This is a genomic window from Vibrio sp. J1-1 (assembly GCF_021728395.1).
In the GTDB taxonomy this organism is placed as follows: domain Bacteria; phylum Pseudomonadota; class Gammaproteobacteria; order Enterobacterales; family Vibrionaceae; genus Vibrio.
Map to the genome: position 1 here is coordinate 94,308 of NZ_JAKKCM010000001.1, position 25,936 is coordinate 120,243.

Here is a 25,936-nt window from a genome sequence, read left to right on the forward strand (position 1 = left end):
TGATCAACCGAGTTGTAGTGTGAAGGGTTTCATATCTCAGTGTGAGCGCTATAATCGGCTCCTAACATTTAGTGGGGTTTTATTGTGATTTCCAAACTTCCTCGTTGGGTGGAATATGGTGCGTTTCTACTTGCTCTTCTTGCAGGCTGCGTCAATGCCGTCGGTCTTCTCGGCTTTCAACATCAAGCGATAACACACATTTCCGGAACCGTCACTCAGCTAGGGAACAGCTTATTAACAGGAGTGGACAGCTCCATTCACCTGCTCTTTATCGTCTTCAGCTTTTTGATTGGTGCTGCGTTTAGTGGCTTTTTCATCGAAAGCAGTGCATTAAAACTTGGACGCCGATACGGGGTTGCACTGTGTATCGAAGGCAGCTTACTTCTTCTTAGTTTAGGCTTCTTGGTTCAGGGCAACGTTTATGGCCAGTATTTGGCTTCCGCCGCCTGTGGCTTGCAAAACGCGATGATTACGACGTTTAGCGGTGCTGTAGTCAGAACCACTCACATGACAGGTATCATTACTGATCTGGGCATTATGATCGGAGAAAGTTTGCGCGGACGTCAATTTGACCGACGAAAAGCCCTGTTGTTCTTATTTATCTTTTCCGGCTTTTTACTCGGTGGCGTAGCAGGAGCCGCTCTCTTTAGTGTGTATGGTCTGCATACATTGATATTTCCAGCGTTATTAGCATTTAGTACAGCCATCATTTATTGGGTGTATTTGTATAGGCTAAATCACAGACCAACATGTTGATAGTAGAGAAAAATTATCTAGTAACGATAGAACAGCAGCCTAACTGCAAGTAGCTTCATAACGCTTAGGCTTTAGCTGGAACTCAACTGAATACGACCACAACCTCGACAGTAAACTCCATTCTCAAAACCGACGGCTATCCCTAACTTTCCCTTCCCCTTATTCAACTCTCAAACTTGCTAAGTGTAAGTAGAATGTCCCTATGTTAAGACAGTGTAATGGTTAAAAACTCCGCAATTGTTACGTGATTTAAATCACACTTAGCCATGTTTTTACTATTCCAATCACACTGCTTCTTAGAATTACCTTCACACAAGCCAATTAATGATACAATTTTCTAACACGAGCAACATATTCGTATACAGAAATTCATTATTCAACCAATTTTCCGACAAATCGACTGAATAAGTAAATGTATTTAATGAATAGTATTGCAATGGACGTAGTTTGCGGGTACCCTCCGCATCCTGCGATTAAATACGGATGTTTAGTGAATATTTATGTCATGGATTATGGCAAGTATTGACTAGTAGTAACACGAGACAATTATGCACAATAATACTAATGCTACTGAAGCACCTAAGAGCAACTTTTGGATGTTCCTGATCCCATCCTTAATCGGTCTTCTGCTTTTTATGGCACCAATCTCTTACGACGGTGATCTGACGATCCCAGTCGCAGTCATGGCTAAAGTCATTCCTGCTGTACTCGGCGACACGTTGATTGCCATTATTACCGTTATCATCTCTTTTATGGCTGTCGCTTCTGTTCTTTGCAAAATTTTCCAGCCTGCTGCAATCCTACGTAATAGTTTCCTCAACGGCTTGTTTAACCCATCTCCACTTTGGTTGCTTGTTCGCTTAATAGGCGCTGCTGCCGTGTTGATGACGTTCTTTGAAATCGGCCCTAAAGCGGTCTGGGAAGAAAACACAGGTGGATTGGTTCTGACAGGACTATTACCGACACTGTTTGCGGTATTCATATTTGCTGGCCTATTACTACCTCTGCTACTTAATTTTGGTCTGCTAGAGCTGCTTGGAGCACTTCTAAGTAAAGTAATGCGCCCTGTGTTTAACTTGCCTGGTCGTAGTGCTATCGATTGTATGGCATCTTGGTTGGGTGATGGCAGTGTTGGTATCCTGCTTACCAGCAAGCAGTACGAAAACAAGTTTTATACGCAACGTGAAGCTGCAGTAGTCGGTACAACATTCTCAGCGGTTTCGATTACGTTCAGCTTGGTCGTCATCGCTCAGGTTCAACTTGAACACCTGTTCCTGCCGTTCTACGGTACGATCTGTCTTGCGGGTATCGTCGCTGCTGTGATTATTCCTCGCTTACCACCACTAAGCCTAAAGAAAGATCGTTACATTGATGACAGCAAACCAGACCAAGATGTGGATGCCGTTCCTGAAGGCCATACAACCTTCTCTTGGGGTATGGATTTAGCTCTGAAACGTGCATCAGAAGTGACCTCGTTCCAGTCGGTCCTTAAAGAAGGTGTACACAACGCAATAGACATGGTCTTTGGTGTACTGCCAGTGGTGATGGGCCTTGGTACGGTTGCTTTAGTAATCGCTGAGTACACGCCAGTATTTGAGATTCTGGGTCAGCCATTCATCCCTTACCTTGAATTGCTACAAATCCCAGAAGCTGTTGCTGCATCAAAAACTATCGTCGTAGGCTTTGCTGACATGTTTATCCCTGCGATTCTGGCTGCATCAATTGATAACGAAATGACGCGCTTTGTTATTGCAGCTATGTCTGTTACACAACTTATCTACATGTCTGAAGTGGGCGCTTTGCTACTGGGCAGTAAGATCCCAGTCAATATCGTAGAGTTGTTCGTTATCTTTATTCTACGTACCCTAATCACACTACCTGTGATTGCTGGTATGGCGCACTTGATATTCTAACTTCAATTGCTCTTACAAAGGCTCTGCTTCGGTGGGGCCTTTTTTGTTTGTACACAATGCCCCTCACCCTACTTAATTCCAATCTTGATCAACAATATCAACCTTAGAAAAGGGTGGTTTCTCTTGTTACCGAGAGGCGTACTTTCTCATCAGACCAGTCTGGAAATCTTCCCCTCAACGAGCACTATCTTCTAACTCATTCATATACAAGCAATAAATAACCACTTCATTTTTCATCCATAAACCAAGAGCCAAATTGAGCATTTTTTCATTTCAAAAGGGCATGTTTGGTTTCAAGTTTTTCACAATATTGTCGATAAGTAATGAAGAACCAAACACACAGGCGTCTTTTGCTGTCAATTCACCCTAGTAATAAGAGGTGAAAGCAGGGATAAGCCATAGGGATACTCAGAGGAAAACTAATGAAATTCAGACACAAGGTTGTCACCGCCTCTTCAATTTTGCTGCTAATTACTGTGTCGCTACTGTCGATAGAGCAAGTCATAATGATCAGAGCTCAAACCAGCGAGCATATCGATTCTAGCGTGCAAGAAATCTTAACTAGCGTAGGGAACACCGTAGAATCAGAGATGTCAGCCAAGAAGGATCTTGCTCGCGCCACAACCGAGATCATAGAGCTCGACCCAAACTCACAGGACTATGTTAAGAATATTGTCGAGAAACCAACCCTAAAATCCAGCTTCATCGCAATTGGTTTGGGCTACGACCATAACGGAGTGGTTGTCGAAAACGACGATGGTTGGGAGCCAGATGCGACTTACGATCCACGTAAACGTCCTTGGTTTACGGCTGCAAAAAGCAAAGGTGACCTAGTAGTGACCGCACCGTACGTTGATGTCTCTACAAAAAAAGTGATCATCTCCGTCGGGACGCCAGTTAAAAATAATGGCCAGTTTACAGGCGCTATGTTTTATGACTTAGCACTCACGACACTTTCCGATTTGGTCAACCAAGTAAACTTGTTTGACGCGGGCTATCTGTTTCTTGTTTCATCAGACGGCACCACCATTGCACACCCTGACAGCAAGCTCCATGGCGAGAAAATCAGCAGTTACTTACCGCAAGTAAAACTGGATAGCACAGCTCAAAAGATTGAAATTGATGGCAGCCCATACATGGTCAGCTTGGCACATATCCCAAGTGAAGACTGGTATCTGGGTGCGGTGATCGACGAAACCATCGCCTATGCGGATGTGGCCGAGTTACGTAACAGTGCAATCATCTATTCAGTCATTGCGATTATCGCGTCAATTATTGCGTTAACTCTATTGATTCGCACATTAATGCGCCCGCTTGATACTCTCAACAACGCGATTAAAGATGTGGCATCAGGAAAAGGCGATCTCACTCAACGTCTGGAAACCAATACCGATCCTGAGTTTTCTGAGCTTGCAAAAAACTTCAACACCTTTATAGAAAACTTACAACATCAAATCATTGAATCAAAGAGTATTTCTGACCAGATCCTAAGTGGTACGCAAATTACTGCCAAAGGTGCTGAAGACTCCGCAAGCGCAATTCAAACTCAGCTACAGGAGCTTGAACAGTTAGCAACGGCCATGCACGAAATGTCTGTAACCGCAACCGAAGTGGCGAACAATGCTCAAGGCGCCGCAAGTGCAGCGAAAGAAGCGGACCAAGAAACGGTCGAGGGTTCATCAGTCGTACTCGAGTCGACACAAACCATCAACTTACTTTCAGACAGTATCGATTTGGCCGTCGAGGAAGTCCATGTTCTTGAATCGGCAACGGCGAACATCGAAACGATCCTTAAAGTGATTAACGATATCGCAGATCAAACTAACCTACTCGCGCTTAACGCAGCAATTGAAGCCGCTCGAGCTGGTGAGTCTGGTCGAGGTTTTGCTGTGGTAGCAGATGAAGTACGTACGTTGGCTCAGCGTACACAAGAGTCTACAACCGAGATTCGCAGTATGATTGAGCAGCTTCAGTCTGGTGCTTCATCCGTTGCTAGCGCCATGCACCAAAGTAAAGGCAGCGCTGTAGAAGCCGTGGAAAAAGCCGAGTTAGCCAATGACTCATTGCAACGTATTCGAGATGCGATTCAGAGAATTTCTGATATGAACTTACAAATCGCCTCTGCGGCTGAAGAGCAAAGCTTAGTTGCTGAGGAGATCAACAACAATACTGTAAATATTAAAGACTTGTCGACACAGGTCGCTGAATCCGCAAACCGAACTAACGACGCGATGCGAACTCAGCAGGAGGATGTTCGTAAGCAAGACGAAATCCTTAACCGATTTACCGTATAAATTAATCCTCATGAACAAAAACAGCGAGCATAGCTCGCTGTTTTTCTTTTCTTCAACGTTATAAGTACTGACTACAGTCTTAAATCAACGTGAACATAACGATCATTCGAACGACGATAATAATAATCATCGACTTTTAAATAGGTCAAATTACCAATTTGTATAAAGACACTATTACTTGGAACGCGATCACGGTAATAGTATCGGTGTCTTGGCGGTCTATGCTCAACCACAATTACATCTCGATGTTTATGCTTATGTTTGTGTTTATGCTTACGCTTATGGTGGTGACGATCATGGTCATAATCATCGTGGTAGTGATGATGCTCTCGTTCATAGCGATGCTTATGCTTCGGATCCGCCATCGCGTCGGTACTAAACATGCCTAAAGTCAGCATAACGCCAGCCATGGCAATAGATAATTGTTTTGACACAACAGTTCCTCTCATCGAAATTAACACTTTAATCCTAGGACACTGCGTTCTACACCATGTCAGACCTCCGCTAAGGTTTTTCACCAAACCGTCAGAGTTTTCGCCATATATCAGGTTTACGTCAGAACAATTACTTACCTTACCACTGTGGCTAGCATCATTTCAGAACCAATAAAAAAGCCGCGCTGTTTCATCAGCGCGGCTCTACTAGAATTGCCTTTTAACAGCTTACACAGCTTGAGCAACCAGCAAGAAGCAGCCAAACAGGAACATCATGCTCATTCCCATCGCGCCACCACCAGCTTCATAAATACTGTTATCTTCAACTGGTACACGACGTACTTTCATCGTCATCGACAGAGGAACAAATACAGCAAGGAATACCAGAATAATACCTGCATAGCTAAGGATGGCTAAAAAGTGCTCTGGTACAAACACTGCTCCCAATAACGGTAAAATAAACGTCGTGACAAATACCGCTGGCTTACCCGCTTGTAACAAGTCTGCATTTTGATCGTAAAGGGCCATTGCCACCCCTAAGAACGAGGTCAGTAGCGCCAGACCAGTAAACATAGACAGAATAAACTCCAGGCCAGAGTACTGCTGACCAAGCACCGCAATCAATTCCGTCACATTTGAGTATTGAGCAAGCTCATGAGGAGGTAGATTGCCCACAACAGCAAGTAGCCATAGCAGGTAACAAATAAGAGGAATGGTTGAGCCAACAATGATCATGTTACGCAACTGCGTTTTGCTCGCTTCTTTGTTGTAGCTGACCAGAGAAGGAATCACGACCATAAAGCCAAAGCTGGTAAATAGCACTGAGCTTGTTTTAATCAGCGCCACTTTGTCTTCGCTCACAACTTCATCCAACCCTTCAAACGTCACGCTTGGCATAAGAGCGAAAAGAGTGAGGATAAGAGCGACGATCATACCAATGAACAAGGCGCGGTTAAGCTTATCAACAACACCAGTGCCAGCAGACACGATGATGCCAACCAAAAGAGTAAAGCCAACTTGGCTTGAAATTGTCGAGACCGGGAGCCCCATCGACGCAGTAACTTTTTGTACCAGATCGCCAGCACCAATAATGTACGCCATGAGAAGACAAACAAGCAGGGCATAAAGCAGGCCGTTAGTCACCAATTGGCCACCTTTACCAAGTGTTTCACGTGCAATCGCGTTCATGCTAACGCCACCACCGACTTTACAGCTCGCTTCAAGAAGAAGCAGTGCCGCATAAGTGGTTCCGGCCCAGATGAACAGCATAAGAAGTGTGCCCCAAAGGAGGCCAAATTGAGCGAGCACCATAGGTATAGCAAGCATACCGGCGCCAAGAGCAGTACCTGCAACAATCAGGGAGCTGCCGACAAGTTTAAGATTCACGGTTAATACCTCTAAATTCAATCCGTTTTTGTTTCGCCTGCAGTACTCAATCCAAAGTACAAACAACAAAACGTCCCCTACTTGCCAAAATTTGGCTGCAATAACGACGGCCAAATAGCAATAACACGCATTGGAAAAAGAGAACTTCCTCTAGTTTCATGCGCATCTAGGAGATCATTTTTAGGCGATATTTTGATTGATGGGGACGCCCGCATTTTGGGTTCGAAGCAAAATAGGTCATCTGAATCATCAATCTCTCATTCGAAATAGAATGAGATTGGTTCGGCGAGATTGTACGGCATAACCAGGAGAATTGAAAAGTAAAAGGTCAATGTTTCAGCCGTATATTTTAGTCGCAGCATCCAAACACCTAAGATATGTGGTTAAAATAACCAGTAAAGAGATGAATCTCTGGTATTCCGACGCATGGCTATCGAGTGTACATTTTTATTTACAGATTGGGAGTAGACGTTAAATTCCAATGCCGTAGCCTAGATCAGACAATATCGCTATTATTCGCTGCGTACCGACATCATTCGGTTCACATACCTCTAAAACACTGAGTTACGGTTCGAAAATTTGGTAACTTGAGTGGCGAAATGCTGGGTTTGGTTCCCCAGCATTTACATTTCTTTTGGTATTAAACGAAATCTATACGACACATAACTGTTTGAGTTTATTCATCAGCTTTCGTCTAAGGCCAGTATCATATACGTCAAAGCATGAATTCCCTCATCAGCAATCACTTTTTCGGTTTCGCTCATGCTCTTATAAAGCGTTTGCAATTCTTCTTCGCCAATCGACTCACGATGCAAATAAAGTTCCTTGTAGTTCATTAATCGCAACTGGGATTCACGCGTCAACGCCAAAACACCTCTTCCGAATGTCTGCTGTTTGTCAGCAATATCACTACGTAACGCATCTAAAATGCGTTGCATTTTGCGAATATCTGTTTCATTCGTGGTCAAATGATAGGACTGATGATTTTCCATTTTTTATAGCCAACTGAAATATATGTATTTTTTAGGTCGCCATTCATATACCTAATTATCAGCAAGATAAAGACCAGCTGGTTAAATTGGTCCACTTCTTGCTTACTTTTGGTCAAAACAGTCCACTCTGGCTGGAGGATCTATGCATATCGACCCTATTATCGAAGCACTAATCAAAAGACGAAAAGAGATTGGCTTTTCCCGCGAACAAATTGCCAAAATGGCAGGGATGAGCGTTAAAACCTATCAAAGAATTGAGCGAGGTGAATCCGATCTCAAGCTTTCACAATACCGTTCAATCTTGAGGTCAATGCAGCTAACTGATCTTGATATCTCTCTCGACGTCAGGGGCGTAGAACATGTGACAGAACATGACCTTGCCTCTATCGCACGCTTACTCTCACCTGAAGCTCAATCCTTATTAGTACGTCTTTTGTCTCTCATACTCGAGCAACGGAAGAACACTTCCTAAGCCTGATGCTCTGTTATAATTAGGTATGAGGATATTTGCTCTCCAAAATGTAACAGAGGCGTTTTATGAAAAGCGGTTTAATTATCAGATGGGTTGTTACAGCCTTGACGTTTTTTCTTATAGGCAGCACCGCTGTGTCGGCTAAGCCGCACAACGAACCTTCCGTACGCCCAATTATTCAGCCAGGGAATAAGCATCAGACCCGGCCTGTACAACGCCCGGTAGTAAAGCCAACTCATCCACCTTCTCAGCATAGACCACCAGGCCACCATCGTCCTCCGAATGTTAGCAGACCACCTAGTTATCATCGCCCGCCGAGTTATCACCGACCTCCAGTGGTGATTAGACCACCGACACATTACTCGACTTATATTTACGTGCGAAGCGGACATCGTTATCCCCCTTACCGCGGCCATTATTACTACTACCACCGAGACTTAGTTGATATCGCTACCTTCGCGATTTTCGCTGGTATTACTTACGCTATTGTTCAGGATGCTTATTATAAGAAAAGTGGCGATCGCTATGTGTACGTAGAGAGTCCACCAGCAGGAAACTACACAGTAATAGATGGAAGCGATGTTGTGAGCTATTCCGGTTCAAATAGTGCAACCGTCACGCAAAGCTCCAGCTCAATTTCAACGAACATGTCCTCGAGCAGCCCATTCAAGAAAGGAGAGATTGTTGACTCTCTACCTAGTACAAAGAAAACGGTCGTGGTAAATGGACAAACTTACTTTAAGTATCAAAACACCTGGTTCCTCCCTCTACGGGATGAGCGTAAATATGTGGTCGTTGATTCACCGTTGTAGAGCCTTGCATAACCGACGCGTTCCACGTAAAATTAATCGCTATTCGACGATTAACTATAAAAGACCTACCGATGAGTAACAAATGCGGAAACGCGTGCCAGGTTTCTTTTGAAACGACTGAGCAACAACTGAACAAAGAAAAAACGTTGGCAGCACAGGCAAAAGCTTTGTCGCACCCTGCCCGTTTACGCATTCTGCATATTCTTCATAAGTTAGACACGATGGACGACTGCCTGAATAGTGATCTGGTCTCTGAACTGGGGCTTGCTCAATCAACCGTTTCTGAGCACTTGCGAATTCTAAAGCAAGCTGGCTTTATTACGGCAGAGCCTAATCCACCAAAAGTTTGCTATCGCATTCAGCGCAAGGCGCTGGATAGTTTTAACTCGGATTTTTCTAACCTTTTCAACTAATCGGTTCTCCCTTAAACGTTACGACGAGTAAGAGTAAATCCAATAATCGTATTTCGACGATAAACGAGAGACACTATGACAACCGAAGTTTTAACTAGTGCTAGTAATAAAATGAGCTTTCTTGATCGATACCTAACGGTTTGGATCTTTGTCGCTATGGCAATTGGTGTCGGTATCGGTGCCGTTTTCCCACAAGTAGCACAATGGAATGAAACTATGTCAGTCGGCAGTACCAATATACCACTGGCGATTGGCTTGATCCTGATGATGTATCCACCACTGGCGAAAGTGGACTATGGCTTGTTAGGCACCGTGACAAAAGACAAAAAAGCCATCACGCTTTCATTGGTAATGAATTGGATTGTGGGTCCAATTCTCATGTTCATCCTTGCACTGACATTCCTTGGCGATCACCCAGGCTATATGGTTGGTATTATCCTCATCGGACTTGCTCGTTGCATCGCTATGGTTCTGGTGTGGAACGACATCGGTGGCGGTAACAAAGAGTATGGGGCAGCGTTGGTTGCTTTGAACAGTGCTTTTCAAATTCTGACTTACAGCGTGATGGCATGGCTGTTTATTACGGTACTGCCACCCTATTTTGGCTATGAAGGTTTCGTCGTTGATATCTCTATGGGAGATATCGCCGAAAGCGTACTGATTTACCTTGGCATCCCTTTCCTTGCTGGTTTTCTTAGCCGCAAGTGGCTGGTCGCAGCCAAGGGAGAACAATGGTACAAAGACGAATTCATCCCACGTATTTCACCAATCACCCTAGTGGCGCTACTTGCGACTATCGTGCTGATGTTCAGTCTAAAAGGTGAAATGATTTTGGAGCTTCCTATGGATGTATTCCGAGTCGCGATTCCACTGGCGATTTACTTCGTATTGATGTTTTTTGTTAGTTTCTTTATCGGTAAAAAACTCGGTCTTCCATACGACAAAAATGCTTCTATCGCTTTCACCGCAACTGGTAATAACTTCGAACTCGCTATCGCTGTTTCTATCGCGGTGTTTGGTTTAAATTCAGACCAAGCGTTCGCAGGTGTGATTGGTCCCCTGATTGAGGTGCCAGTTTTAATCGCGTTAGTTAATGTCGCACTCCGAATGAAAGTCAAATACACAATCTAATTGCAAAATTTAATCTGATATCACCTAAAACGCCTTCCCTTATTGGAAGGCGTTTAAGTATAGTGAATATGAAACCCGTTGGTTTCCTCCCCTTACAGAGATTGACTTTTGTGACCACGCAACTCATCTTTAACCCCATTAACTCAACAGTCGATTAACCTCTGACTTACTCACTCACAACACCTACATATACATAACAATGAAGTACAAAACTCGATCACGCTCTCGATTCTGCTCGCTGACCACTTCGCAATTCAATCACGAACCTAAGTCTCTCTATTTAAAAAGAATAGTTTCTCCATTACATGCTAAGCTGTAGTAAAGCTTGTTCGCTGGCGAACTGTATCCAGTAACTTCAGGGGATCAAGAGAAGTTGTCTAAACGCCTTTCAGGGAAGCACCGCACTATGAAGCGATTTATCTTTGGCACCTTAATTATTGCTCTACTGACCTCATGTTCAAAAGACAACACACATCAAGCACTCGGAACACTTGAGCGTGACCGCGTAACTTTTACTGCAACCTCCAATGAGATCATCCGCGCGCTCCCTGTTAGAGAAGGTAGCCAAGTCAGTGAAGGTGACGTTCTGGTACAGTTGGATACCAAGAACCAGCAAGCTGTACTCGCCCATACGCTAGCAGAGCAAGCCAAAGCCGAAGCTTATCTGTTGAAGCTCACTAACGGAGAGCGTCCAGAAGACATCGCTGCCGCCTCGGCAAAAGTCGCAAGAGCAGAAGCACAGCTCACAGAAGCGCAGAAAAGCTATCAACGCACAGCCGAACTGGTAAGAAAGAAGCTCATTAGCCAATCCGAGAAAGACTCTGCGCTGGCGGCAAGAGACTCAGCCCGGGCCGAGCTGAACTCCGCCAAAGAAGAGTTCAGCAAGCTAACTGCCGGGTCTCGACCTGAAGATATTGATCAGGCTAAAGCGGAATTGATGGCTACGAAGGCGGATGTTGCACTTCAAGAACAGAAGCTGGCAGAGCTAACCATTACCGCCACGCGTGATGGAACGCTAGATAACTTACCCTACAACCTTGGGGAACGAGTCCCTTTGAATGGCATCGTTGCCGTAATACAAGCGAACAGGGTCCCCTACGCCCGAGTGTACGTTCCCGCCAAATTCCGTCTTAACTTTGTCCCGGGAAAAACCGTCACAGTTAACGTCGACGGGCTAGATAGTCCTTTGCAGGGAACCGTGCGTTGGGTGGCCACAGAGCCATCTTTTACGCCTTATTTCGCACTGACAGAGGAAGAACGTTCCCGTCTGATGTATCTGGCTGAAGTCGATTTACCTGAGTCGGCAAAGTCGCTGCCTTCTGGTGTTCCAGCCCAAGTTGACCTAGTGGAGTAATGCCATGACGGAATACGCCATTCAAGCTAAGAATGTGGTCAAAAAATTCGGTAATTTTACAGCAATAAACCATATCACATTGAATGTTCCCAAAGGTTCTATCTATGGTTTTTTAGGTCCGAATGGCTGCGGTAAGTCTACGACAATTCGCGTACTGACGGGTCTACTCAGTCCTACTGAAGGCAACGTCGATGTTCTGGGGCTGGAAATTCCTAAGCAGTCCGAAATGCTGCGGCTCAAGATCGGTTACATGACACAGAAGTTTTCGCTTTATGACGATCTCTCGGTTCAAGAAAACCTCGAATTTATTGGCCAAATTTTTGGTCTGGGTAGTAAAGCGCTTAAAGTTCGGATAGAAGAACAACTGAAAACCTATGGGTTGGATCAGCTACGAAAGCAACGAGTCAGCGGCATGAGTGGCGGCCAAAAACAACGTCTTTCTCTTGCTGCTGCAACAATGCATGACCCCGAGCTTCTTTTTCTTGATGAGCCGACCTCTGCCGTAGACCCTGAGAACCGACGTGAGTTTTGGGAACAGTTGTTTGATTTATGCGACAAAGGTACAACCATTTTAGTAACCACACATTACATGGACGAAGCCGAACGTTGTCATCGTCTGGCTATTATGGAGTCAGGTGAAATTTGTGCAGATGGCGAGCCTGAACAGTTGATGGAAAATATGGGGGTAAACATTATTGAAGTTAAAGCAGACAAATTACGTGAGTTAAAAGAAAAACTCCTTCAGCGCGAAGAGGTTCGTTCTGCAGCCCAGCTAGGCATTCGTTTACGCATTCTGATCCACCAGCATATTGAGCATCCAATAAATTGGCTCAAACAGACATTTCCAGAATTAGAAAATGCCGAAATGAATCATGCGCGACCAAGCCTGGAAGATGTTTTCGTCACTGTGACAGGAAAAGGCCGCCAATGATCAAACCCATTGCCCGAATGAAAGCCGTGATGATCAAGGAAATTCGTCAACTTGCCCGCGATCGGATCACCTTTGGCATGGTAGTGATGATCCCGCTTATTCAATTACTGTTGTTCGGATTCGCAATCAATACAGATATTCGCAATATTCCAGTTGGTGTCGTCGATCAAAGTGGCAGTACCGCCGGGCGTATCATTGCTCAATCAGTCGAAGTCACACAGGTTGTCGATATCAAAGAGACCTATGCGACCGCCCAAGAAGCAGAGCAAGCGATTCAGGACGGGCTTGTGCGCGCCGTACTGATTTTACCTAGCGATCTCACGCAACGAATGATGCAAGGACGCGAACTGGGCCAATGGATTGTCGATGGTTCAGACACCATGATCAGCTCTGCTATATTGTCTCTGCAAACCATGCCTCTGACTGATTTTGACTTCGAGATCCGCTCCAGGCCGACCAAAACCTTTGAAGTCGCGCTCTACTACAACCCAAGTCGCCGTTCTGCGGTAAACATTGTTCCGGGTTTGCTCGGCGTCATTCTCACCATGACGATGATCTTATTTACCAGTGCCGCTATTGTTCGGGAGCGCGAACGCGGTAACTTAGAATTACTCATCACCACACCAATCCACTCTATTGAGTTGATGATCGCGAAAATCGTTCCGTATATCTTTGTCGGCCTGATTCAAGTATTTATCATATTAGGTCTCGGCCACTGGATTTTTGGCGTTCCGATTAACGGCGCCATCAGCCAAATGCTGTTTGGGACATTACTCTTTATTGCGGCCAGCCTGACCCTAGGCCTAATGATATCAACCATCGCAAAAACACAGCTTCAAGCCATGCAGATGACAGTGTTTATTCTGCTGCCATCCATTCTGTTATCTGGTTTCATGTTTCCCTATGAAGGAATGCCAGTGGCGGCGCAATGGATATCTGAAGTACTCCCTGCCACTCACTTCATGCGGATGATTAGAGGGATTGTGCTACGTGGTGCGGACTTAGCCGACTTGTGGCGAGATACGTTATGGCTAGTTGGATTTACCATCCTTGGTCTATTGGTCGCTTCTCTGAGGTTTAAGAAGTCGCTCGATTAACAGCGTACCAAACGCTGGGCATCGTTTAATAGTACTCTCCCATAGAGCAGTCACGTATATTAGAAATCGTGTAGTTATTTAAAGAATCGATCTTAAAATCAAACACGACTTCTTTGCAGACCATGCCTTGACGATCACTATAAGTGATAAATCCTTCGCTGTAGGCTCGATTCCCATCGGAAGATTTAATCTGAGCAGCAAGCTCTAAGTAACCTTTGTGTGCATCAACTCGGTTCATCACCTCGAACGCATCTAGCCACTCTTCTCGATTTGCCATTTTGAGTAGCATTGATTCAGCTTGAGATTCCAACTGCTTTGGGTACACATAAAAATGGTTGTATCCAAAATATGCGCACATCAATAAAAAAACGACTGCTAATGAGGTTGTTCTTGTCATGCAAGTGCCTCTTGTTGTTATAAAAACTCAACGTTGTAGCCTGAGTATAGGAGCTCAGCAAATTTTAGGTTATAGAACTTGCCTGAATAACAGAGGGCGGTCAGAAACAGTCAATTCTCTGACAATCTCGCGTCCAGTTAGCATAAAAAAGGGCAGGGATCCGATTATGATTCCTGCCCATTGCCTTCGCTAGGCTCAATGCCGAGTCTGTTTTATCGTGTCGGTCTACTCCGTATGGTTGTGTTCAGAGGCTAAGCTCTCAGCCTTAACGGGTTCTACGATTTCAATTTTCACCGCCGCAACTTTAAACTCGGGAATTTTCGCATGCGGATCCGTTGCCGTTGTTGTTAATCGGTTGACTGGCGATTCAACAAAATGGAAAGGAATAAATACCACCCCTTTTTGCATTCTTTTCGTTACAAATGCATCGATTTCAATATGACCACGACGCGTCGATACTTTCAGGCGTTGACCATTGCTAATCCCTAAAGCCTCTGCATCTTCGACGCTGAGCATGGCTCTCGGCCCTGCAAGATTATCCAACCCTTTCGTTTTTCGCGTCATGGTCCCTGTGTGGAATTGCTCCAACACTCGCCCGGTTGTCAGTACCAAAGGATACTCTTCATCTGGAAGTTCAGCAGCATAACGGAACGGAATCCCCACCATTTGCCCTTTACCACGCGTAAACTGGGTTTGGTGCATGATTCGCGTACCATTCGGATTGTTCTTACTGCTCGGCCATTGCACTCCATTTGGTGTGATAGCGTCCCAACGTAAACCCGCATATTGAGGCGTCACACGAGCAATCTCGCTGGTTATTTCAGACACGCCGTGATAATTCCAGTCACTGCCCATCGCGTTAGCCAGCTCTTGAATGATCCACCAATCCTCTTTAGCTTCTCCCGGAGCGTTAACAACGGCATTCACACGCTGCACCCGACGCTCGGTGTTAGTAAAATGACCTGATTTTTCAGCAAATGAGCAAGAAGGCAGAACCACATCGGCATACTGTGCCGTTTCAGTAAGGAAGATATCCTGCACTACCAAGAAATCCAGAGCTTCCAAGCCTTCTATGACATGCGCTTGGTTAGGATCACTCAATACGGGGTTTTCTCCCATAATGTACATGCCTCGAACGTCACGTTTACATGCGGCATCGATGATTTCCGTCAGCGTTAATCCTTGTTCAGCCGACAAATTTGGAGCATTCCATTCTATGGAGAACTTCTGTCTAACCATTGGGTTATACACTTTTTGATAGCCCGGATAGCAATTCGGTAATGCCCCCATATCGCACGCCCCTTGCACGTTTGATTGGCCACGTAATGGATTGATGCCTCCACCTTCGATACCAATGTTTCCGCACAACAGTTGCAGGTTAGCAATCGATCGAACGTTATCATGCCCGGTCGTATGCTGCGTAATACCCATCGAATAGTACACAGCAGTACGCTTGGCAGTCCCGATCATACGTGCCATGGCAAAAATATCGTCGGCTTTCACACCCGTGACCAGTTCAACTTTGTCCAAGTTATAAGCGGGTGACATCACTTCTTGAAGCAAGGTATCAAAACCATCAACGCGCTCTTCGATGTACTCTTGATCAAACCAGCCATTCTTAATAATCAGCTGCATAACACCATTTAGTAGCATGACATCCGTACCCGGACGATGCGCTAAATAAAGCTCGGCATGCTCAACGATATCGACACGTTTTGGATCAGCCACCACCAACCGTGCACCATGATGACGGATGGCTTGCTTGATATGCGATGCGATGATTGGGTGCGCAGAAGTGGTGTCTGAACCGATAATAAAAATCACATCCGAGTGTTTGATACTCGGAATATCATTCGTCATTGCCCCACTGCCTAATGAGGCTTCCAGCCCGGTGACGCTTGACGCATGACAAAGTCTCGCGCAATGGTCAACGTTATTGGTACCGAGTTCTCGGCGAATGAATTTCTGAAACGCGTAGTTGTCTTCGTTGGTGGTTTTTGCCGAAGAGAAACCCGCCAGCGCATTGCTGCCAAAGTCTTGCTTAATAGACGTAAACTTAGACGCGACTAATTGGATAGCTTCTTCCCAACTTGCTGGTTGCAGCCATCCATCTTTACGAATAAGTGGCGTGGTTAATCGGTCTTCGCTTCCAATGAAATCAAAACCAAAGCGACCTTTTACGCACAACATACCTTGGTTCACCGGAGAGTCAGCGCCTTTGACATAGCGAATTTTATTCTCCGCCTCGTCAACAAAAATGGTTAACTTACAACCGACACCACAGTAAGTACAAATAGTATCAACGGCTTTCAAAGCCTCGCTTCGACCTTGCGATCGATCACGGCTATCTACCATTGCGCCAGTTGGGCACGCTTGCACACAAGCACCACACTGCACGCACTTGGAGTCCCCCATCAGCGTTACACCACTAGACTTATCTCCTTTCTTGTCTGAACGGAATCGAGGTCGGTCATCCGGTCTCAGTGCCGGACGACCATGGGCATCACTCACAAAACTGAGCACTCCATGGACGGCTTGCTCTCGACATGCCTGAATACACTGACCACAGCTGATACAGCGGTTGGCATCGAATTCGATAAACTCCGAACTGCGGTCGACTTCGTATTTATGACGAAGATCTTTTGCTCGTAGGTCAAGCCATCCTTGATGATCGACGACATTGGTTGCTTTTGCTTGTAACGAATCCTCGAATTTCTGTTCAGCTTGATATTCTGTTGAGTAATCTCGTAAAGCACAGTCTGTGTTCGCCTGACAGCCACATTCAAGACAACGTGCCGCTTCTTTCATTGCTTCTTCATTATCAAATCCGAGTTCAACTTCGGCAAAGCTCTGCTCACGTTGTTCTGGGGTTAATTCAGGCATGATCGTACGAGCGATTTTTTGAATATTTTCAAAGTGAAGCGGATCAACTTGCGACAATTTTTGCTCTTTGCGAGAGTTAAAAGCAGGTGTTGGCATATCCGCCATGTCACCGTTAAGAAACAGATCAATGGCTTTCGCGGCAACTCGCCCATCTCCAACTGCCTCTACCGCAGTCGCAGGGCCGCGGCGGAAATCGCCAATACTGAAAATATTCCCCGTCCCGGTATGCATGGTTTGCGCATCAGATTCAGAGGTGTTCCAACGCGTTACGGGAATAGATAAAGCATCGTTGTCTAAAAAACTTAAATCTGGCTTTTGAGACACGGCAGAGATCACCGTATCAAACGCTTCAGTGAAGAATTCCCCTGTGGGTTTGGGGCTACGACGTCCTGATGAATCTGGCTGTCCCAGAGCCATTCGCTCTAATCGAACCGCATTAACGCGCCCGTTTTCATCCGCTAAATTTTCCGCGGGATTGGTCAAAAAGTGGAACTTAACACCTTCGTGTTCAGCTTCAACAATTTCGTAATCTTCTGCTGGCATTTCGTCTCGAGTTCGACGGTAAATCAGCGTTGTATCAGCCCCTGCCCGTCGCGCAGTTCGGGCACAATCGATCGCGGTGTTACCACCACCAATAACCGCCACTTTTTTGCCAGTAACATAGTGTTGTTCCGTCACGTAGTCTTTCAAGTAATCTACCCCCAAGTAGCAACCGTCTAGGTCACTCCCTGGGTACTTCATCTCAACCGCTTGAGATGCGCCTACAGCCAAACAAACTGCGTCATAATCTTCACTTAATTGGGAAAGCGTGAAGTCAACGCCAAGCTTTTTATTGGTGTTGATCTGCATGCCATTGCGACACATCAATTCGATTTCTTTATCCAGAATATCTTTTGGCAGGCGATATTCCGGAATGCCATAGCGTAGCCACCCACCAGCTTTCGGCATCGACTCAAATACCGTTACGTCATAGCCCTCGTTAGAAAGATAATAGCCCGTGGTTAAACCACCCGGGCCACTTCCCACCACCGCTATTCTTCGGTTTTTAGTTGGCTTTTTGTGAGGAACGTAGGCCTCGTAAGAAGCCAGATCGGTATCGGCTGCGTGACGCTTAAGCTGCCGAATGGCAATAGGTTCATCGACTAAAGAACGGCGGCATTCGCTTTCACAAAATGCCGGGCACACACGTCCGATAGATAGCGGCATTGGCAGCGTTTTTTTGATCACTTCGACCGCTTTTTGGTGATCGTTTTGCGAAATATGGTAAAGGTAAGATTGAATGTCGACACCGGCAGGACACGCCGTTTTACAAGGTGCTTCGCAGTCAGCGTAATGATCCGTCATGATTCGGTTAAGGGCTTTTCTTCGGTGCTCACTGAGTTGCTCTGACTGTGTAACTGCGTTAAGCCCATCATATACTTCCAGCTCACAAGCTCGCTTTGTCCCCCCACTTTCTATCTCAACGACACACAAGTCGCATGGCACTTTCTCGTTACTTTTGTTCATTCCGCAAAGTGACGGAATTTCTACCCCACATACTTTTGCCGCTTCAAGAAGAGTCAGCCCTTCTTCTACAATTCGATACTTCCCGTCGATGATTATTTCGATCATACGTTACCCTGAGCTAGACACTTTACCCTCACTTAAACTAAGGATAAATCCTACTGCGGGAAGTTCATGTGACAAAATGCTCACTAACTACATTTTTATTGTCAAATATTAACTATTGACTTTCCCCCTAGGGTAACCTTTACTATCCAAGGGTTATTAACGAGATACATTCATTTTTACTGGAACGAGTATGCACCTTAAACTCTGGCATACAATTTGGCTCACCCTGCTGACAACGCTGATCCTTTTGGTATCGAGCGTGGTAAACAGTGCGCCACTTATGAACCTAAAAATGATGTCAGATCAGACAATAGCTAAACAAGCCGAGCACTGTGGCTCCCACAGTATGAATATGAATATGGCTATATCTCATCGTTCAGCCTCTTCAGATATGTCTATGAGCTGCTCCGACGGTTTGGAGATGGTTCACGATTGCTGTCCAACCTCTTGCTCATTTGTTTTTGTCTCTTTACCTGTTCCAGAAAACCAACTTTCCCTGATGGCTCATCGAGCCACCATCAATATCGAGAGCAATGACCCTGTCGCAAAAGTCAGTCACGATCTCTATCGGCCTCCTATCGTTTAATTCATAAAAGCATTCGACCCTGCTTAACCTAGCAGGTTGTTTAATTGCGCCCGGCGATTGGTGTACTTACCTAAATGACGCTTCACGATCTTAGATTACCTGTATCGTGAAAGAGCTGAAGTAATCACAATTTCCAAACGTCCGGCAATCACCAGCTTTCGCATCGATTCACACTATTTGTGCGTTTACGAGCGTATCTGGTATCAATTTGGATGAAAACGATGGAATTCACCCCAAAACACTTAGTGGCATCAATTAGCTCACTAGCCTTAGTCGCTTTTCCTGCATTTAATGTCATGGCACAAACGTCATCACACGCAAAAGCAGACAATCTGTCTCAGTCACAATCCACCCAAGAACTGGCAAAGCTTATTAATATAGCTCTTGAAAACGATGGCAATCGTAAGCAGTTCTTTGCTCAATCGGAAGCCATGCGCGAAACTGGCATTGCAAGCGCGACACTGATGGATCCGAAATTGAAAGTGGGCTTTGGTGGGCTACCTGTCGACAGTTTTAAGTTCGACGAAGACCCGATGACCAATATCTCAGTTGGTCTAATGCAACAGTTTGAACGCGGTTCCACCCTCGATCTTCAACAGAAGAAAGCCAATCAACAAGCGGATGGATTATCTCTGCAAGTACATGCAAGAGAGCTGGATATAGCGAACAACATGACTCAACTCTGGCTTGAGCTTGGCTACCAGCAACAAGCAGAGCAAATCATGTTAGAAAACCGCAGCTTGATGAAGGAAATGGAAAACTTCATACAAACCAATTACTCAATTGGCAAAAGCGAAGCTCAGGACCTTCTAAACGCGCAACTGCAAGTCAGCAAGCTGGATGAAAAGCTACAAGCTAATGCTCAAATGCAGCGACGCTTGATAGCCCAGCTTTCTGAGTGGCTAGGCTCTGACTGGCTGATTAATAATTCTCAACAAGGCACTCCAACACTACAAGCCAGTAACCAACTTAACTGGAATAACCTGAATCAGACCCTCTCCTCAGGGAGTGATTCCACGCACCACTATGAACTGTTGAGCCAACACCCGATGGTGAAAATGGCCGATGTCAGCATTTCAACCAATGAAACTCAGGTTGAGATTGCCGAGCAAGCCTATAGTCCGCAGTTCGGTGTAGAAGTCGCGTATGCCTATCGCCAGTCAAACAACATGAAAGGTGAGCCAGCTTCAGATTTAGTGAGCGCCTATTTAACCATGGATATTCCGCTATTCACTGGCAATCGACAGGATAAAAACCTCGCAGCCGCGCAGTATCAAGTTGGGGCAGCTCGCTCACAGAAAGATACTTTACTGACGCAAATGAACGCCAAAGTGAACACGCTTTTGGTCGACCAAAGCAACTTAAGTCAACGCTTAGAGCGTTATCAAACCACTTTACTTCCTCAGGTCAAAGCTCGAATTCGGGCAGTCGAGCGGGGATACCAAAATAACACCGCACAATTCAACGATGTGATTTTGGCAAGCACCGATGAACTTGCTCTGCAGCTCGAGCAACAGCGTTTGATCACTGATTTAAATATTGTCAATAGCAACTTGGCAACTTTACTAGGTGGTTTTGAATATCAAGTATCAGCTCCGGAATTAAGGAAGTAACAATGAGTTCGAATTCTATCAAAATCGCAACCATCGCTTTAATGGTAGGTGGTGTCTTAGGCTTTGGTATCAGCCATTTAAATTCGGGGGCCACTCATGGGCTAAATGCGGCAGAAAGTAACGCTGCAAATAGTTCGAACGAGCCGCTCTACTGGGTCGCCCCGATGGATCCTAACTACAAGCGAGATAAACCGGGCAAATCACCAATGGGGATGGATTTGATTCCCGTCTATGCTGAAGATCTCGCCGGGGCGCAAGATAAGCCCGGCACAGTCACCATTGACCCTTCAGTGGAAAACAATCTTGGGGTTAAAACCGCTCAAGTTACTTTAGAGAAGTTATCGCCGCGTATTGAAACCGTTGGTTACATTGCCTTCGATGAGAGTAAGTTATGGCAAACTAACGTTCGTGTTGCTGGTTGGGTTGAAAAGCTCTACATCAACGCCGTTGGTGAAAAAGTAAATAAAGGCGACGTTCTATTTACGCTCTACTCGCCTGAACTGGTTAAAGCGCAAGAAGAGTTGCTCAACGCGTACCGTACTGGGCGCAGTGGATTAGTCAAAGGTGCGACCGAACGTCTGGTCACACTTGGTGTAGATCACACACAAATCAAAGCCGTTACTCAGCGCGGCAAAGCTTCCCAAACTATCGCTATTAAAGCACCGGACGACGGCATCATCGCAAGCTTAAATGTGCGCGAAGGCGGTTACTTATCACCTGCTCAAGCCGTGATCAGCGCCGGACCACTGGAGAACGTTTGGGTAGATGCGGAAGTGTTTGAGCGTCAGGCTCACTGGATGAAAGCTGGCAGTAATGCAACCATGACTTTAGATTCGATCCCAGGTAAAAATTGGCAAGGTACGATTGATTACGTATATCCGATTCTCGATCCAAAAACCCGAACCCTACGTGTGCGTCTCAAGTTTCCTAACCCTAATGGTGAACTGAAGCCGAATATGTTTGCCAACATTGCGCTACAGCCTGTCAGTGACGATGACGTGCTGACTATTCCTAAATCTTCCGTTATTCGCACTGGCGGTATGACCCGAGTTGTCCTTGCTGAAGGCAACGGAAAGTACCGCTCTACTCGGATCAAAGTCGGTCGCGAAGCCTATGACAGAGCCGAGGTATTAGAAGGCCTCAGCCAAGGAGATCGTATTGTCACTTCCGCACACTTCATGTTGGACTCAGAATCAAGCCAAACGGCGGATCTTTCTCGTATTTCTGCACCGCAAGAGTCCGCTGCAGTAACGGCTTGGGCGAAAGGAGAAATTACCGATGTGATGAAAGGCCATCGCATGCTGACTATTAACCACCAACCAGTCCCGGAATGGGAGTGGCCAGGCATGGTGATGAACTTTACCTTTGCCGACGGCGTAGAAATGGGTGACCTGAAAAAAGGTCAAAACATCGAATTTGAAATGCAAAAAACAGAGACTGGCCAGTACGAAATTATTGATTACAAAGCAGATGGCAGCATCGTCGCTACCGATGTATGGCTAACCGGTGACATCAGCATGCTCATGGCAGACTTTGGTATGATCACGCTAAATCACATGCCTGTTGCAGAGTGGAACTGGGACGCGGGTGAAATGAACTTCACAGTGGGTGACGAAGTCAGTCTATCTGGCTTCAAGGAAGGCCAAAAAGTTCGGTTTCTAATCGAGAAACAAGGTACTGACTATGTATTAAAACAACTCGAAGCGATTGAGGGCTAGCTATGATTGGAGCAATAATCCGTTGGTCTATCAACAATCGCTTTATGGTGTTAATCGCCACCTTAGTGGTTGTTATATCGGGGCTTTACAGCGTAAAGAATACACCTGTTGATGCTATCCCTGATCTTTCTGATGTTCAGGTAATCATTAAAACCAGCTACCCAGGGCAAGCACCGCAAGTGGTCGAGGATCAAGTCACTTATCCTCTTACTACCGCGATGTTAGCGGTTCCGGGCGCAGAAACCGTTCGTGGCTATTCGTTCTTCGGGGATTCGTATGTTTATATCATTTTCAATGATGATACCGACATGTACTGGGCAAGATCTCGTGTTTTAGAATACTTAAGTCAGGTAGCTCCGAAGTTGCCGCCAAGTGCAAAGCCGACGCTAGGTCCGGACGCGACAGGTGTGGGCTGGGTTTACAGCTATGTGCTGCAAGACAAAACAGGGCAGCACGACCTTGCTGAACTTCGTAGTTTTCAGGATTGGTTTTTAAAATATGAACTGCAAACGGTAGATGGCGTTTCTGAGGTCGCAACCGTTGGCGGGATGGTCAAACAATACCAAATCCAGATCGATCCAGCCAAACTGCGCGCCTACAACCTCACGCTTCAGCAAATCAACATGGCTATCCAGAACGGCAACCAGGAGACGGGTGCTTCTGTTGTGGAAGTGGCAGAAGCGGAACACATGGTTCGCACGACTGGCTACTTAACCAGCATCGAAGACATTGAATCTCTGCCGCTAAAAGTGACCGACAAAGGTACGCCTCTCTTACTGGGAGACATTGCAGATATCAACCTCGGACCACAAATGCGTCGCGGTATCTCAGAGTTAAACGGTGAAGGGGAAGCCGTCGGCGGCATCATTGTGATGCGCTATGGTGAAAATGCGAGCGAAGTGATCAGCAAGGTCAAAGACAAGCTTGATGATTTGCAGCGAAGCCTGCCTGATGGCGTAGAAATCGTTGCAACTTACGATCGCTCAACTCTGATCAACGCAGCGGTAGACAACCTATGGAAGAAACTGGCCGAAGAGTTCATCGTGGTGGCGATCGTTTGTGCCTTGTTCTTGTTCCATATCCGTTCCTCATTAGTCATCGCGCTTAGCTTGCCAGTGGGTATTTTGGCCGCCTTTATCGTTATGCACTATCAAGGCATTAATGCCAACATCATGTCATTAGGTGGGATAGCCATTGCCATCGGGGCGATGGTGGACGGCGCGATTGTAATGATAGAAAACGTCCACAAGCATATCGAACGGACACCACTTACTGACGAAAACCGCTGGCAGGTGATTGGTAAAGCAGCCGAAGAAGTGGGTGCTCCCCTATTCTTCTCGCTCCTCATCATCACATTGAGTTTTGTTCCGGTGTTCGCGCTGGAAGGGCAAGAAGGCAAAATGTTCTCACCTCTCGCCTTTACCAAAACGTACGCGATGGCATCTGCAGCTGCGTTGGCTATCACGCTAGTGCCAGTATTAATGGGTTATTTTATTCGAGGTAAGATACTTCCTGAACACAAAAACCCGGTTAACCGCAGCTTGGTGGCGCTTTATCGTCCACTGCTGAACTTAAGTTTAAAGTACCCGAAAGCGATGATCGTGCTGGCACTTGGACTAATGGCATCGGCTTACTACCCGACCAGCAAACTGGGCAGTGAATTCATCCCACCTTTGGACGAAGGCGATTTGATGTACATGCCGACCACCTATCCGGGTATATCTATCGGTAAAGCTCGTGAGTTGCTCCAACAAACCAATAAGTTGATCAAGACGGTCCCAGAAGTGAAAACGGTTTGGGGAAAAATTGGTCGTGCTGATACGGCAACCGACCCTGCCCCGCTGACGATGATCGAAACGGTTATTCAATTTAAACCACGTGATGAGTGGCGTGAAGGCGTTACAACTGAATCCTTGCGTAAAGAATTTGACGAACTGGTGCAATTCCCTGGGTTAACCAACGCTTGGGTTATGCCGATCAAGACTCGTATCGACATGCTGGCAACCGGTATTAAAACCCCTATCGGGATAAAAATCGCCGGTCCTGACCTGAAAGAGATCGAGAAAATTGGTGCGCAATTGGAGCCAATTCTTAACAACGTCTCTGGCACCTCATCGGTTTATGCCGAACGTGTAGCGGGCGGTCGCTACGTCACAATTGATATCAAACGTCGTGTCGCTGCGCGTTACGGACTTAATATCAAAGATGTTCAACAGGTGGTTTCCACTGCAGTTGGCGGCATGAATGTCGGTGAAACGATTGAAGGTCTAGAACGCTACCCGATTAACGTTCGTTATCCTCAAGATTATCGTGATTCGGTGGTGAAGCTGCAGAACCTACCGCTAGTAACACCAAACGGTGCACGTATTGCACTCGCTGATGTGGCAGATATCCGATACGAAGATGGTCCACCGATGATCAAAACAGAAAACGCGCGTCCGAATGGTTGGGTTTTTGTTGATATCGACGGGCGAGATCTCGGTTCTTACGTGGTTGAAGCACAGCAAGCTGTGGCGGATCAGCTGGTTCTGCCTACGGGCTATTCTATCGCTTGGTCGGGTCAATATGAGTATATGGAACGAGCGAAAGACCGACTCAGTGTGGTCGTGCCGATTACTTTGGTGATCATCATGATGCTGCTCTACTTCAGTTTCCGTCGCATCGGAGAAGTCTTGATCATTATGCTAACGCTGCCATTGGCTATGGTAGGTGGCTTGTGGTTAATGTATAGCCTCAGTTACAACTTCTCCATTGCGGTAGGAGTTGGCTTTATTGCCCTCGCAGGTGTAGCGGTAGAGATAGGCGTTATCATGCTGGTTTATCTCAACCAAGCATGGCACTACAAAAAATTGGATGCGGAAGAAAAGCGTCAATCGCTACACCAAAGCGACCTGACTAGCGCAATACGTGAAGGTGCAGGCCTGCGCGTACGTCCGGTGATGATGACCGTGCTCACCGTCATCATTGGTCTGATTCCAATCATGTATGGCGACGGAACGGGCTCACAGGTAATGCAACGTATTGCCGCACCAATGATCGGTGGTATGGCATCTGCCTTACTGCTAACACTACTGGTATTGCCAGCTATCTTTATGCTCTGGAAACAGCGCGAAGTAAAACCTAACAAAAACACAGATAAATAA

The 25,936-nt window shown here is 46.0% G+C and carries 19 protein-coding genes; 14 read left to right on the top strand and 5 right to left on the bottom strand.

Annotated elements, in window-relative coordinates; translation table 11 throughout:
- Window positions 1-84 precede the first annotated feature (84 nt).
- From L3V31_RS00450 to L3V31_RS00460, 3 genes are all read left to right on the top strand, one after another.
- Window positions 85-756, top strand: a complete 672-nt coding sequence (locus L3V31_RS00450) for a YoaK family protein (RefSeq protein ID WP_237313709.1) — start codon at window positions 85-87, stop codon at window positions 754-756.
- Between the two features lie 548 nt (window positions 757-1,304).
- Window positions 1,305-2,669, top strand: coding sequence for a YjiH family protein (locus tag L3V31_RS00455; protein ID WP_237313711.1), 1,365 nt, complete (start codon window positions 1,305-1,307; stop codon window positions 2,667-2,669).
- Between the two features lie 422 nt (window positions 2,670-3,091).
- Entirely contained in the window at window positions 3,092-4,963 is a 1,872-nt protein-coding gene (locus L3V31_RS00460; protein WP_237313713.1) for a methyl-accepting chemotaxis protein, read from the top strand.
- A 71-nt stretch (window positions 4,964-5,034) separates the two neighbouring features.
- On the opposite strand, the gene L3V31_RS00465 is transcribed toward L3V31_RS00460, so the two are convergent.
- The 3 genes from L3V31_RS00465 to L3V31_RS00475 form a co-directional block, all read right to left on the bottom strand.
- Window positions 5,035-5,397, bottom strand: a complete 363-nt coding sequence (locus tag L3V31_RS00465; protein ID WP_237313715.1) for a hypothetical protein — start codon at window positions 5,395-5,397, stop codon at window positions 5,035-5,037.
- 228 nt (window positions 5,398-5,625) lie between these two features.
- Window positions 5,626-6,783: an aromatic amino acid transport family protein gene (locus L3V31_RS00470; RefSeq protein WP_237313718.1), complete on the bottom strand. Its 1,158-nt coding sequence runs from the start codon at window positions 6,781-6,783 to the stop codon at window positions 5,626-5,628.
- Between the two features lie 683 nt (window positions 6,784-7,466).
- Window positions 7,467-7,775, bottom strand: a complete 309-nt coding sequence (locus L3V31_RS00475; protein ID WP_237313720.1) for a hypothetical protein — start codon at window positions 7,773-7,775, stop codon at window positions 7,467-7,469.
- Window positions 7,776-7,917: 142 nt separating this feature from the next.
- Here L3V31_RS00475 and L3V31_RS00480 point away from each other — a divergent pair, with 142 nt between their 5' ends.
- The 7 genes from L3V31_RS00480 to L3V31_RS00510 all read left to right on the top strand — a co-directional run bounded on the left by L3V31_RS00480 (window position 7,918) and on the right by L3V31_RS00510 (window position 13,985).
- Window positions 7,918-8,247: a helix-turn-helix domain-containing protein gene (locus L3V31_RS00480; protein WP_237313722.1), complete on the top strand. Its 330-nt coding sequence runs from the start codon at window positions 7,918-7,920 to the stop codon at window positions 8,245-8,247.
- 65 nt (window positions 8,248-8,312) lie between these two features.
- A complete protein-coding gene (locus tag L3V31_RS00485) occupies window positions 8,313-9,059 on the top strand; it encodes a DUF6515 family protein (RefSeq protein ID WP_237313724.1) in 747 nt (248 codons plus the stop codon).
- A gap of 71 nt (window positions 9,060-9,130) precedes the next feature.
- On the top strand, window positions 9,131-9,472 hold the full coding sequence (locus L3V31_RS00490; RefSeq protein ID WP_237313725.1) for a winged helix-turn-helix domain-containing protein: 342 nt from the start codon (window positions 9,131-9,133) through the stop codon (window positions 9,470-9,472).
- Between the two features lie 75 nt (window positions 9,473-9,547).
- The gene (gene arsB / locus L3V31_RS00495; RefSeq protein ID WP_237313727.1) at window positions 9,548-10,603 is read left to right on the top strand and encodes an ACR3 family arsenite efflux transporter; all 1,056 of its coding nucleotides are present in this window, start codon (window positions 9,548-9,550) and stop codon (window positions 10,601-10,603) included.
- Between the two features lie 406 nt (window positions 10,604-11,009).
- Complete coding sequence (locus L3V31_RS00500; protein WP_237313730.1) at window positions 11,010-11,957, top strand: HlyD family efflux transporter periplasmic adaptor subunit; 948 nt, start codon at window positions 11,010-11,012, stop codon at window positions 11,955-11,957.
- Window positions 11,958-11,961: 4 nt separating this feature from the next.
- Window positions 11,962-12,888, top strand: a complete 927-nt coding sequence (locus tag L3V31_RS00505) for an ABC transporter ATP-binding protein (protein ID WP_237313732.1) — start codon at window positions 11,962-11,964, stop codon at window positions 12,886-12,888.
- On the top strand, window positions 12,885-13,985 hold the full coding sequence (locus L3V31_RS00510) for an ABC transporter permease (protein ID WP_237313734.1): 1,101 nt from the start codon (window positions 12,885-12,887) through the stop codon (window positions 13,983-13,985). The genes L3V31_RS00505 and L3V31_RS00510 overlap by 4 nt, the downstream gene beginning before the upstream one ends.
- A 25-nt stretch (window positions 13,986-14,010) precedes the next feature.
- Here L3V31_RS00510 and L3V31_RS00515 read toward each other — a convergent pair whose 3' ends face one another.
- Together L3V31_RS00515 and fdhF are read right to left on the bottom strand one after the other, a co-directional pair.
- Complete coding sequence (locus L3V31_RS00515) at window positions 14,011-14,382, bottom strand: hypothetical protein (protein ID WP_237313736.1); 372 nt, start codon at window positions 14,380-14,382, stop codon at window positions 14,011-14,013.
- A gap of 225 nt (window positions 14,383-14,607) precedes the next feature.
- Window positions 14,608-18,876, bottom strand: coding sequence for a formate dehydrogenase subunit alpha (gene fdhF, locus L3V31_RS00520; RefSeq protein WP_237313738.1), 4,269 nt, complete (start codon window positions 18,874-18,876; stop codon window positions 14,608-14,610).
- 190 nt (window positions 18,877-19,066) lie between these two features.
- On the opposite strand from fdhF, the gene L3V31_RS00525 reads away from it, so the two are divergent.
- From L3V31_RS00525 to L3V31_RS00540, 4 genes are all read left to right on the top strand, one after another.
- The gene (locus tag L3V31_RS00525) at window positions 19,067-19,462 is read left to right on the top strand and encodes a hypothetical protein (protein ID WP_237313749.1); all 396 of its coding nucleotides are present in this window, start codon (window positions 19,067-19,069) and stop codon (window positions 19,460-19,462) included.
- Window positions 19,463-19,683: 221 nt separating this feature from the next.
- The gene (locus tag L3V31_RS00530; protein WP_237313751.1) at window positions 19,684-21,075 is read left to right on the top strand and encodes a TolC family protein; all 1,392 of its coding nucleotides are present in this window, start codon (window positions 19,684-19,686) and stop codon (window positions 21,073-21,075) included.
- A 2-nt stretch (window positions 21,076-21,077) separates the two neighbouring features.
- Window positions 21,078-22,793: an efflux RND transporter periplasmic adaptor subunit gene (locus L3V31_RS00535; protein WP_237313753.1), complete on the top strand. Its 1,716-nt coding sequence runs from the start codon at window positions 21,078-21,080 to the stop codon at window positions 22,791-22,793.
- Between the two features lie 2 nt (window positions 22,794-22,795).
- The gene (locus tag L3V31_RS00540; protein WP_237313755.1) at window positions 22,796-25,936 is read left to right on the top strand and encodes an efflux RND transporter permease subunit; all 3,141 of its coding nucleotides are present in this window, start codon (window positions 22,796-22,798) and stop codon (window positions 25,934-25,936) included.